This is a genomic window from Herbiconiux sp. VKM Ac-1786 (assembly GCF_015350805.1).
Classification (GTDB): domain Bacteria; phylum Actinomycetota; class Actinomycetes; order Actinomycetales; family Microbacteriaceae; genus Herbiconiux.
In genome coordinates this window covers 1,355,546-1,366,515 of the sequence record NZ_JADKSG010000001.1, presented here as the reverse complement: position 1 = coordinate 1,366,515, position 10,970 = coordinate 1,355,546, and the positions used below count along the sequence as shown (strand labels likewise).

Here is a 10,970-nt window from a genome sequence, read left to right as displayed (position 1 = left end):
CTAGATCACCAGCCTCGGCTGATTGCGCACTGTGTCCGACAGGCGCAGCAGCAGCGCGACGATGATCCAGTTGGCGACGAGCGAGGAGCCGCCGGCCGCGAGGAACGGGGTCGTCAGACCGGTCAGCGGGATCACCCGGGTGACGCCGCCGATCACGATGAAGCACTGCAGCGCCAGGGTGAACGACAGGCCGACGCCGAGCAGGCGGCCGAAGTCGTCCTGCCCCGCGAAGCTGATGCGGAGGCCGCGCGAGATGAACAGCAGGTAGAGGCCGAAGATGGCGAACAGGCCCGCCAGCCCCAGCTCCTCGCCGAGCGAGGCGATGATGTAGTCGCTCTGCGCCAGCGGGGTGATGTCGGGCCGGCCCTCGCCGAGCCCCGTGCCGATCAGCCCGCCGTTCGCCAGGCCGAACAGGCCCTGCACCAGCTGGTAGCTGCCGCCCTGGGCGTCGTAGCTGGCGGGGTTGAAGGCGTCGAGCCAGTTGGTGAAGCGGTCGTTGACGTAGACGAGCACCTGGCTGGCGATCACGCCGCCTGCGAGGAAGAGCCCGACGCCCAGCACGACCCAGCTCGCCCGCCCGGTGGCGACGTAGATCATCACCACGAACAGGCCGAAGTAGAGCAGCGCCGTTCCGAGGTCGCGCTGGAAGATGATGATCGCCATCGAGAGGGCCCAGAGCACGAGGATGGGGCCGAGGTCGCGGCCGCGCGGGAAGCGGAGGCCGAGCATCCGTCGCCCCACCATCGAGAGGCTGTCCCGGCGCGAGACCAGGTAGCCCGCGAAGAAGACGGCCAGGGCGATCTTCGCCACCTCGCCGGGCTGGAAAGAGAACGAGCCGACGTGGATCCAGACGCGGGCGCCGTTGATCTCCTGGCCGAGCACCGGCAGCATCGGCAGGAGCAGCAGCACACCCGCGACGAGCCCCGCCACGTAGGTGTAGCGCTGCAGCACGCGGTGGTTGCGGATGACGACGATGACGCCGATGGCGAGCGCCACGCCCACCGCGGTCCAGACCACCTGGCGGAGCGCCGTCGACTCCCAGCCCGTGAGCTTCTCGGCGATGTCGATGCGGTAGATCATCGCGATGCCGATGCCGTTCAGCAACGAGGCGATCGGCAGGATGAACGGGTCGGCGTTCGTGGCCACCAGACGCAGCGCGATGTGCATCGCGAAGACGAGGACGGCGAGCCCCGCGCCCAGGGTCACGACGGTCAGATCGGCCGAACCCAGCGCACCGAACTGCACGATCACGACCGCGAAGGCGTTGACCGCGCAGACGAACAGCAGCAGGAACAGCTCGAGGTTGCGCAGCTTCTGGGGCACGCGGATGCGCCGGATGCCCTTGCCCGGCGTGGCGGCCGGGGTCGGGGAGACGGGAGCGGTGGGGGCGGCGGACATCACGGGGCCGGGGTCTCGGTGGGGGTGGGCGCCGGGGTTCCGCCGGGTGCGGGGGTGGGGCTCGGCGTGGAGCTCGGGGTGCCCTCGTCGGTGGGGGTGGCGGAGTTCAGGCGCTCGACGATCTCGCGGGCATCCTGAACCGAATCGGCGCTGATGGTCTTCTCGACCTGGTTCTGCGCGTAGGGCGTGAGCGCGTCGGACTGGATCTCGGTCTGCTGGTAGACGTGCGAGAGCGAGATGGGCCCGACGCCCTGCTGGATGCCCTGGTAGATCGAGACGTAGCCGTCGGACTCGCCGACGTAGTAGCGGGTCTGCGTCCAGCGGTAGCCGGCCCAGAGACCCGCGGCGACCAGGGCGACCACGAGGATCGTGCCCACCAGCCAGGTGATCTTGCGGCGGCGGCTGCGGCGACGGTCTTCCTCGATCAGCTCGTCGAGGTAGTCCTCGGAGCCGGGCTCGAAGTGGCTCGGCTCGGTGCTGGCGGGGCCACGCGGGTGCAGGCGGAGGCCCGGGATGCCGGCCAGGTTGGTGGAGCGGGTGGTGCGGCGGCCGGTGCGCTGCTCGAAGGCGATGGGGGAGGCGGCCGAGCCGACGATGACCGGCTCGACCTCGGGGGTCTCGAGCGACTGGTGAACGTCGACCACGACGACGGTGACGTTGTCGGGCGCGCCGTGGTCGAGGCTCTCCTTCACCAGCGCGTTCGCGGCGTCGCTCGGCGAGATCTGGTTCTTCAGGATCTTCTCGATGTCGTCGTGCTCGACCACGCCCGAGAGGCCGTCGGAGCAGAGCATCCACCGGTCGCCGGGCCGCGTGTCCATGACCTGGAGGTCGACCTCGGGGGCCGCGTCGACGTCGCCGAGCACGCGCATCAGCACGGAGCGGCGCGGGTGGGTCTTGGCCTCCTCGGGCGTGATGCGGCCCGAGTCGACGAGGCGCTGCACGAAGGTGTGGTCGACGGTGATCTGCGTCAGCACGTCGTCGCGAAGGCGGTAGACCCGCGAGTCGCCGATGTGGGCGAGCGCGACGCTGTGGCCCACGCGCACCAGGGCGCTGAGGGTGGTGCCCATTCCGGTGAGTTCAGGATGCTCGTACACCGTCTCGGTGAGCACGGCGTTCGCGGCGACGATCGCCTCCTGCAGCGCGAACTCGGCGTCGACCGCCGAGCTGTACTCGCCGTCGATCTCGGCCAGCCGCTGGAGGGCGAGGGCGCTCGCCACGTCGCCGCCCGCGTGCCCGCCCATGCCGTCGGCCACCGCGAAGAGCGTCTCGCCCGCGAACCCGGAGTCCTGGTTGTTGGAGCGGATCTTGCCCACGTGGGACACGGCCGCGCTCACGGTCACGATGGCCACAGGCTACCGCCGCAGTTCGAAGCTCGTGGCGCCGATGCGGATCGGCGTGTTCAGGGGAACGTGGACGGGGGAGGTGACGCGCTGGCCGTCGAGGAAGGTGCCGTTGGTGGAGTCGAGGTCCTGGATGACCCACTCCTCGCCCCAGACCATCAGGCGGGCGTGATGGGTGGAGGTGTAGTCGTCGCGGATGACCACGCTGGAGTCGCTCGAGCGGCCGATCGTGAGCGGCTCGGTGCCGAGCGGGATCTCGCTGCCGTTCTTCGGGCCGGAGGTGATGACGAGGCGGCCGGCGTTCGCCGTGCTGGCACGCGGCGGGCCGGAGAGCTCGGTGCCGGGGGCCGGGACGAAGGTCGGGACCTTCGGGGCGGGCGGGGCCGGCTGGGCGGGCTGGGCGGGCTGGGCCGGTTGGGCCGGTTGGGCCGGAGCGGAGGCGGCCTGGGCGGCGGCCGGAGCCTTCTGGGCAGCGGCGCCGGCGGCGGCGGGAGCCGCGTCGCCGCGCAGCTTGCGCACGCGCTGGCCGAACAGATCGGAGCGCATCGCGTAGACGACGATGAAGATGAACACCCAGAGCAGCGCCAGGAACGCCAGCTGCAGGATGAGGAGGGTGAGTTCGCTCATGTGCCCGCTACCGCCAGAATCCGCCGGCATCGGGGGCGCCGCCGCCGGGCGCGCTTCGGGGGGTGCTGCGGGGGGCGCTCCGCGGGGCGGCCGACCCGGGCACCGTCTGCGGGACGATGCGGAAGACGATGGTGGTGCGGCCGATCTGGATGACGGAGTCGGGGTCGAGGTTCGCCCGCTGGAACGGGCTGCCGTTCAGCTGCGAGCCGTTCGTGGAGCCGAGGTCGCGCGCCTGGGCGTGCTGCCCGTCCCACAGGATCTCGACGTGCTTGCGGGAGGTGCCGGTGTCGTCGATCGTGATGTCGGCGTCGCTGCCGCGCCCCACCACGGTGCGTGCCTTGGTGATCGGGTGGCGGCGGCCCGCGACGTCGAGCACGGGCATCCAGCTGACCTCGCTCTGCACGTTGGCCGAGTCGATCTGGATGACGCCGGTGGTGAGCTTGGGGTCGTCGACCAGCTCGATGGAGACGCCGCCCGCGAACTGGAAGCCCTGCTGGGAGGCGTGCTGCTGCACGATCTGGTTGAGGTCGTCGACGAGGGTCGGGCCGATGCCCGTCATGCGCTCGTAGTCGGCCGAGGCGAGCAGCACGCGGAAGCTGTTGGGCGCGAGGATGCGGTCGCGAGAGACGACGGCCGCCTTCGTGTCGAGCTCGCGCTTCAGCGCGGAGGAGATCTCGACCGGCTGGAGCCCCGAGCGGAAGGTCTTCGCGAAGGCGCCGTTGACGGCGCGCTCGAGACCCTTCTCGAAGTTGTCCAGTATTCCCACGTCTCTCCGTTTCCTGTTCTCCCGGCATCGCTCGGCCCCGGGAGGGAGGCGTCGGGATGTCGGTCGAAGCTCCGCGCAGGCGGCGCGGGCTCTTTAAGGCGTGAATGCTACGACGATGTTACTTGTCTTGGGTGTTAATGCACTCCCAGCGCTCCGGGGGGCCGATTCCCGCCTCCCGCCCGGTTTCGCACCTGCCTTCCGCGCGTGCTAATCTCTCCTAGTTCGCGCGAGTGGCGGAATTGGCAGACGCGCTGGCTTCAGGTGCCAGTGCCCGCAAGGGCGTGGGGGTTCAAGTCCCCCCTCGCGCACGGACGAATGGGATGCCGGTCGGCTGGAGGAGTACCTCCGGGGGCCGGCATTCGTCGTTCCGCGTCGCTTCGGTGCCGGTCAGGGGGCGGCGAGGAAGTCGTCGAGGGCGGTGGTGAGCCGGGCGCGCATCCGCTGGTCGTCGATCGAGGCCGTGCCGTCGCCCGGTTGCGGGCCGTAGTCGCCGAAGGAGGCGTGGTTCGCGCCCTCGATCTCGACGAAGCGGGCGTCGGCCGGGAGGTCGGCGCGGGAGGCGTCGATCTTCGCGGGGGTGCTGAGGCCGTCGTCGCTGCCCGAGACGGAGAGGACGGGCACGGCCTGCTCGCTCAGGTCGCCGGCGCAGTAGGAGCCGAGGAGCACGAGGCCCCGCACGCCGGGGTCGGTCGCGTACTGGCAGGCCTTGACGCCGCCGAGCGAGTGTCCGCCGACGTACCAGTCGGTGACGCCGGGGGCGAGGTCGGTGAAGGTGCTGAGCGGCCGGAACTCGAGGATCGCGAAGTTGAGGATCGGGCGCACGATCACCACGGTCGTGCCGGCGTCGACGACGCCGCTGAGCGTGTCGGCGTAGGCGAGGGGGTCGACCTTGGCGCCCGCGAGGAAGACGAGGCCGGTGCTGTTCGCGGGGCCGGTGGGAGTCATCACGACGTCGCCGTGGGTCCAGGCGATGTCGACGGCGGGGTCGGCGGCGACGGCCTGCACGGGTTCGAGTTCGGCGGAGTAGGTGGTGTGGGCGTCGACGAGGAAGGCGAGGACGGCGGCGATCAGGAGGGTCGCGAGCGCTAGGGCCAGGGCTTTCAGGATGTGGACGAACGGCCGTCGCGGTCGCTGTCGGCCGGTCGTCGTCATCGCTGCCTCGTCGCGGTCATCGCGCGTGCATCGTGTCGTAGCGGGCGAGGGCGTCGGCGTCGGTCGCCAGGGTGGCGGCGCGGCGGGCGCCGTCGAGGGCGGCGACCGGGTCGGACTCGAGGCGAGCGAGCTGCAGCTCGCGCTCGGCGGCCGCGAGGCGGGTGCGGGCATCCGTGCCGACGCCGGCCCGGCGGGAGGAGATGAGTTCGCTCGCCTGGCGGATGTGGCTCTCGGCGATGGCGAGGGCGCCGACGAGGGCCTCGCGGGCGGAGTCCAGGCGCTGCTGGGCGGTGCGCGCCGTCGCGAGGGCGTGGTCGAGCTCGGTGGTGGCGGCGTCGAGGGCGTCGATGTCGGCGGCCGGATGCGCGGGGTGGCGGGTCTCGGCCAGGGCGACGGTCTCGCGCATCCGCTTCTCGGCGTCGGCGATGCGCTGGGCCGCGTCGGGGTCTGTCGCCTCTTTTCTTCGCAGCTCTTCGGCGTCGTCCAGGCGGGCCCGTGCACTGTCGAGGGCCGTCGCGCGGTCGAGGCGGGCCTGGCGGAGGGCGTCGCGGGTGCGGTCGACGGAGTCGAGGCGGGTCACGGCGTCGCGGAGGAGCTGCTCGGCGCGCTGGACATCCTTGGCGACCGGGGCCACGGCGGCCGTGCTCAGCGCCTGTGCCGCGTCCTCTCGGGCTGCGTCGGCCTCGTCGAGGGCTCGCCGGGCGCGATCGTCGGCGCCCTCGACCGATCGGAGCGCGGCGCTGTCGTAGGCGTCGTGGAGTTCGGCGAGGGTAGCCGTGGCGAGCTGCAGGCGGGCGCGGGCCTGGTCGATGCCGTCCTTCAGGCGCGTGAGGGCGTCGGGGGCGGCGGTCTCGGCGCGGCGGCGGTCGGTGACGGCGCGGGTCTGAGTGGTCACGAGGGCCAGGGCCGAGTCGCTGAGGGAGAGGATGCGCTTGCTCCAGTCGCGCTGCTCCTGCTCGGTGTCGATGACGGAGTCGTCGAGGCGCTGCTTGAGGGCGAAGGCCTCGGAGGCGCGCTCCTTCGCGGTCGCGAGGGCGTCGGCGAAGTCGTGCACGGCCGAGTCGCCGAACTCGGCGCGGGCGAACTCGAGCTCGTCGGCGGCGTCGCGGATGGCGTCGTCCATCTGCACGAGCTGGATGTTCGCGCGCTTGACCAGCTCGTCGGCCGGGACGCGGGCGGGGGCGACGGTGCGGCGCTGGGCCTCGGCCGTTCTCTGCTTCGCGCCTCGGCGGCGGAGGACCGTGGAGGCGGCGGCCAGGGTCAGGAGCACCGCGCCGAGGACGATCGCGCTCGGGAGCAGGTCGAATCCGTCCATGGGTCCAGCCTACGGAGGCCTGCTGGGTGGAGGCTCGTTGAGTAGTGATTGCTCATAACGCCCTCTCGCGATTCTGCGGCAGTTTGGGGCCATGTTCTCTCTCCATCGCTCCCGTGCTGCCGCCGTCTTCGCGGGCGCCCTCTTCGCGGCGGCCATGCTCGGCGGGGCGGTCGCGCCCGCTTCCGCCGCCCCCGGTGACCAGATCTCGGTGTCCCTCCCTGGATTGACCCCAGACTTCGGGTACGTGAAGCAGGGGAGCGTAGTCCCGCGCACGATCGAGCTGCTGAACGACGGCATCGACTCGATCACCATCGATCCGGCGCCGCTGTCGGCCCTGACGTCGCCCTACTCCTTGGTCTCGACGACCATCGCGGCCGGAGACGTAATCGCACCGGGCCAGCGTCGAACCATCTCGGTGACGCTGACCGCGCCGCCGGCGCCGACGGTCGCGAATCAGCCTGTGACGCTGATGATGGTGTCGAGTGATCGTCCGGGCATGACACCGCTCACTCTCGCCTTCCATTCGGAGTCGCTCACGACTGCGCGGGCCCACTTCGACGTCAAGACGCCGGATGGGGCGGCGACGCTCGGGTTCGGGTCGGTGACGGTGGGCACTCCCGTCAGCAAGCGGCTGACGCTCACGGTCGCGGGGATCGACCCGCTGTCATTCAGTGAGGGCGACGTCAGGGTCACCGACAGCGGCGGTGCGACCGTGGGTACCGTTCGGGTGACGGGGTCGTCATTCGGTGCCGGCACGACGTATCGGCCGATGGAGAGCGCGACCGTCGACCTGACCTTCACCCCGACCGCGGCGGGGAGCGTCTCGGGAACCATCACGATCACCGGGCGCACCATGAGCGGCAACCCTGAGGCACCGAGCGTCGTCGTGGCGCTTCCGTTCACGGCTGCGGCCGCGGTCGGCCCGACGCCCACCCCGACTCCGACGTCCACAACCTCGCCGTCGCCGACTCCGACCTCAACCGGTACTCCGCAGCCGACGTCATCGGCGTCGGCGGCTCCTGGGGCCGGTGGTTCGGGGTCGGGCGGCGTGGGTGCGGGGTCCGGGCGGGGTGGGACGACCAGGCCGGGGGCCTCGCTCGCGAGCACGGGGGTGTCGCCCATGGTGGCGTCGGGCTTCGGCCTCGTGATGCTGCTGGGTGGGGCCGCGGCGGTGGTGCTGGGCATCCGTCGTCGCCGCTTGCACGGCTGACACCGGGCCCCGGAGGTCGGGGCTAGAGGAGGGAGGTGCGGAGCTGGTCGACCGAGTGGACGACCGCGATCGCGCCGACCGACTCGGCGGGGGAGCCGTAGCCCCACTCGACCATGATGACCGGCACCCCGTGGGCCGCGGCGCCGATGATGTCGTGCTCGCGGTCGCCGACCATCACGATGTTCGTAAGGTCGATCGACTGCTCGCGAAGGCGGCGGAGCGCCTCCTCCACGACGTCGGCCTTGGCGCTACGGGTCTCGTCCTCCGACGAGCCGCAGATGACCTCGAAGCAGTCGGCCACCTCGAGGTGCTCGAGGATGCGCAGCGCCTGCGTCTCCGACTTCGACGTGGCGATCGCGAGCGGGATGCCCGCGGCGTGCAGCGCCCGCACGAGTCCGATCATCCCGGGGTACACGCGGGAGTCGTCCTGCGGACCTTCCGAGGCGGCGAGCCCGCGGTAGACCACGAGCGCCTCCCGTGCCTCGGCCTCGTTCATCGACGCCACGTCGCGGAACCCGTCGAGGATCGGCGGCCCCACGAACGCCACGAGCTCCGCCGGCAGCGGCACCGGCCGCCCCATCGCCTGCAGGGTGCGCGAGAGCCGGCCGATGATGCCCGGGGCGGAATCGGTGATGGTTCCGTCGAGGTCGAAGAGGATGCACGACCACGGCTTGGACGGGTTCTGCTGAGTCACCCGCCCAATCCTAGAGTCGCCCCGCGGCTGATCGGAGCGGGCCCGCAGCTTCGCAGCCCTAGACTCCACCTGAAATGGTCGCATCCCTCGCACGCCGCGCCCCCGTGGCCATCACCCTGCTCCTGCTCGCCGGAGCGGTCGTCGTGGTCGCCACCGGCGTGCTGCCGTGGCCCGAGTTCACGGCGCTGGTCGAACGCGTCGCCCCGGTGCTCGCCTTCGTCATCGCCATCACGATCGTCGCCGAGCTCGCCAGCGACGCCGGGGTGTTCACGGCGCTCGCCGAACGCATCGCGGGCTGGGGCCGCGGCCGCATCTGGGCGCTCTGGCTGCTCGTGATCGCGCTCGCCGTGGTCAGCACCGCCTTCCTCTCGCTCGACACCACCGCCGTGCTGGTCACGCCCGTGGTCGTGGTGCTGGCGCTGCACGTCGGGGTCTCGCCGATCCCGTTCGCGCTCGCCACGGTCTGGCTCGCGAACACGGCCTCCCTCTTCCTCCCGGTCTCGAACCTCACGAATCTGCTGGCGGCGCGCTCGTTCGACGGCGGTCCGGTGCAGTTCCTCGGCATCGTCTGGGCGCCGGCGCTGGTCGGCGTGGTCGTGAGCGTGGCGATCCTGTCCGTGGTCTACCGCTCGCGGCTCGTCGGGCGCTACCTCGCCCCGGAGCGCACGCCCATCCGGGATCGCGGCCTGCTCGTCTACTCGGCCGTCATCGTCGTGCTGCTGCTGCCGATGCTCGTCTCGGGCCTCGAGGTCGCCTGGGTCGCCGGGGTCGCGGCGGTGCTGCTGCTCGGCGCGTTCCTGCTGCGCCGGCGCGAGGCGATCTCGGTGTCGCTCGTGCCCTGGCAGGCGCTCGGCATCGCGTTCGGGCTCTTCGTGCTGGTCGAGGCGGCGCACGCGAACGGCCTCGAAGACCTGCTCGCATCCGTCAGCGGCACCGGCGACGACCCTCTCAGCCTGCTGCACCTCGCGGCGGTCGCGGCGGTCAGCGCCAACGGCATCAACAACCTTCCGGCCTACCTCGTGCTCGAACCGCAGGCCGGCAGCCAGCTGCGACTGGTCGCGCTGCTGATCGGCGTCAACCTGGGGCCGCTCGTCACCCCGTGGGCCTCGCTCGCGACCCTGCTCTGGCATCAGCGCCTCACGGCCCTCGGCGTCACGATCTCGTGGCCGCGCTTCATGGGGCTCGGCCTGATCGCGGTCGTGATCATCGTGCCGCTGGCCACGCTGGCGCTCGCCTTCACGGCCTGACCGGCGACGTCGCGGCGCCGGGCGTCCGCGGCGTCCGCCACCCGTTCGCGGTCGTGCCGGGCGAGCGGATGCGCGAGCCGCCCTCAGGCCTCGACGAACTCCCGCTTGACGACCTGGCCCAGGGTTCCGGCGTCGAACTGCACGGCGACGAAGTCGGCGGTCGAGACGAGGGCCAGAGCATCCGGAGCCGGCAGGATCATCGCCTGGGCCGCCGCCCGCTGCTCCTCGGGGACGGCCAGCCGCAGCTCGGCGATCGAGGTGAACAGCGGCAGCACGAGCTCACCCGTCGTGGACAGGACGGTGCGCAGCTGCGGGTCGGCCGCATCCGTCGTGCCGGTGATGTCGACCACGAGGCCGCCCGTGCGCATCGCGGTCAGGAGGGCGTCGAGCGTCGTGCGGTTCGGCAGCGCCGCGAAGGTCTCGAGCGCCTTGCGCAGCGGCCGGTTCGAGTACGACTTGGGGAAGGCGGGTCTGCGGGAAGCCACCCCCCAACCCTATCCAGGCCGCTGACTCAGAAGAGGCGGGAGTCGGCGTCGTCGAGGCCGCGCATGGCGTCGTAGTCGAGCGTGACGCAGCGGATGCCGCGGTCGAGCGCCAGGGTGCGCGCCTGCGGCTTGATCTCCTGCGCGGCGAAGACGCCCTGCACGGGGGCGAGGTGCGGGTCGCGGTTCATCAGCTCGAGGTAGCGGGTGAGCTGCTCGACGCCGTCGATGTCGCCGCGGCGCTTGATCTCGACGGCGACGGATGCCCCGGCCGAGTCGCGGGCCAGGATGTCGACGGGGCCGATCGCGGTCATGTACTCGCGTCGCACCAGCGTGTGGCCGTCGCCGAGGAGCTCGATCTGCTCGGCGAGGAGCTTCTGCAGGTGCGCCTCGACGCCGTCCTTCACGAGGCCCGGGTCGATGCCGAGCTCGTGCGCCGAGTCGTGCTCGATGTCGTAGAGGGAGACGACGAGCACGTCGTCGGTCTTCTTCTGGGTGACCTTCCAGAGCTCGGTGATGCCGGCCTCGGCCTGGTCGGCGTCGGGCTCCTGCACGGTAATGCTGCAGGGCGGGCTCATCCAGTTCAGGGGCTTGTAGCTGCCGCCGTCGGAGTGCACCAGGATGCTGCCGTCGCTCTTCAGCATCAGCAGACGCTTCGCGAGCGGGAGGTGGGCGCTGAGGCGGCCGGCGTAGTCGACGGAACAGGTGGCAATGACGAGACGCACCAGTAGAGCGTAAC

Annotated in this window: 11 protein-coding genes and 1 tRNA gene; 3 read left to right on the top strand and 9 right to left on the bottom strand. The window is 71.5% G+C overall.

Features of this window, described 5'->3' with window-relative positions; all coding sequences use genetic code 11:
* From ITJ64_RS06810 to ITJ64_RS06795, 4 genes are read right to left on the bottom strand one after another with little or no spacing between them, the layout of a single operon-like run.
* Nucleotides 1–1,398, bottom strand: a complete 1,398-nt coding sequence (locus ITJ64_RS06810) for an FtsW/RodA/SpoVE family cell cycle protein (RefSeq protein ID WP_194679944.1) — start codon at nucleotides 1,396–1,398, stop codon at nucleotides 1–3.
* A complete protein-coding gene (locus tag ITJ64_RS06805) occupies nucleotides 1,398–2,747 on the bottom strand; it encodes a Stp1/IreP family PP2C-type Ser/Thr phosphatase (protein ID WP_194679943.1) in 1,350 nt (449 codons plus the stop codon). The genes ITJ64_RS06810 and ITJ64_RS06805 overlap by 1 nt, the downstream gene beginning before the upstream one ends.
* A gap of 3 nt (nucleotides 2,748–2,750) precedes the next feature.
* Nucleotides 2,751–3,365, bottom strand: coding sequence for an FHA domain-containing protein (locus ITJ64_RS06800; protein WP_194679942.1), 615 nt, complete (start codon nucleotides 3,363–3,365; stop codon nucleotides 2,751–2,753).
* Nucleotides 3,366–3,372: 7 nt separating this feature from the next.
* Nucleotides 3,373–4,131 carry a DUF3662 and FHA domain-containing protein gene (locus ITJ64_RS06795; RefSeq protein ID WP_194679941.1) on the bottom strand — a complete coding sequence of 253 codons (759 nt, stop codon included), beginning with the start codon at nucleotides 4,129–4,131 and terminating at the stop codon, nucleotides 3,373–3,375.
* A 224-nt stretch (nucleotides 4,132–4,355) separates the two neighbouring features.
* Between ITJ64_RS06795 and ITJ64_RS06790 the strand changes: the two genes are divergently transcribed.
* Nucleotides 4,356–4,439: transfer RNA gene (locus tag ITJ64_RS06790), tRNA-Leu, on the top strand.
* Between the two features lie 79 nt (nucleotides 4,440–4,518).
* Here ITJ64_RS06790 and ITJ64_RS06785 read toward each other — a convergent pair.
* Entirely contained in the window at nucleotides 4,519–5,283 is a 765-nt protein-coding gene (locus tag ITJ64_RS06785; protein ID WP_194679940.1) for an alpha/beta hydrolase, read from the bottom strand.
* 16 nt (nucleotides 5,284–5,299) lie between these two features.
* Complete coding sequence (locus ITJ64_RS06780) at nucleotides 5,300–6,598, bottom strand: hypothetical protein (RefSeq protein ID WP_194679939.1); 1,299 nt, start codon at nucleotides 6,596–6,598, stop codon at nucleotides 5,300–5,302.
* Between the two features lie 91 nt (nucleotides 6,599–6,689).
* Here ITJ64_RS06780 and ITJ64_RS06775 point away from each other — a divergent pair, with 91 nt between their 5' ends.
* Nucleotides 6,690–7,808: a choice-of-anchor D domain-containing protein gene (locus ITJ64_RS06775; protein WP_194679938.1), complete on the top strand. Its 1,119-nt coding sequence runs from the start codon at nucleotides 6,690–6,692 to the stop codon at nucleotides 7,806–7,808.
* Nucleotides 7,809–7,830: 22 nt separating this feature from the next.
* Here ITJ64_RS06775 and ITJ64_RS06770 read toward each other — a convergent pair whose 3' ends face one another.
* Entirely contained in the window at nucleotides 7,831–8,502 is a 672-nt protein-coding gene (locus ITJ64_RS06770; protein WP_370545069.1) for an HAD hydrolase-like protein, read from the bottom strand.
* 74 nt (nucleotides 8,503–8,576) lie between these two features.
* Between ITJ64_RS06770 and ITJ64_RS06765 the strand changes: the two genes are divergently transcribed.
* Nucleotides 8,577–9,749 (top strand): SLC13 family permease, encoded by a 1,173-nt coding sequence (locus ITJ64_RS06765; RefSeq protein ID WP_194679936.1) that lies wholly within the window; start codon nucleotides 8,577–8,579, stop codon nucleotides 9,747–9,749.
* 83 nt (nucleotides 9,750–9,832) lie between these two features.
* Here the strand turns inward: ITJ64_RS06765 and ITJ64_RS06760 are convergent, their stop codons facing one another.
* On the bottom strand, nucleotides 9,833–10,234 hold the full coding sequence (locus tag ITJ64_RS06760; protein WP_179546921.1) for an SseB family protein: 402 nt from the start codon (nucleotides 10,232–10,234) through the stop codon (nucleotides 9,833–9,835).
* 26 nt (nucleotides 10,235–10,260) lie between these two features.
* The gene (gene nucS, locus ITJ64_RS06755; RefSeq protein WP_194679935.1) at nucleotides 10,261–10,956 is read right to left on the bottom strand and encodes an endonuclease NucS; all 696 of its coding nucleotides are present in this window, start codon (nucleotides 10,954–10,956) and stop codon (nucleotides 10,261–10,263) included.
* Nucleotides 10,957–10,970: the final 14 nt, after the last annotated feature.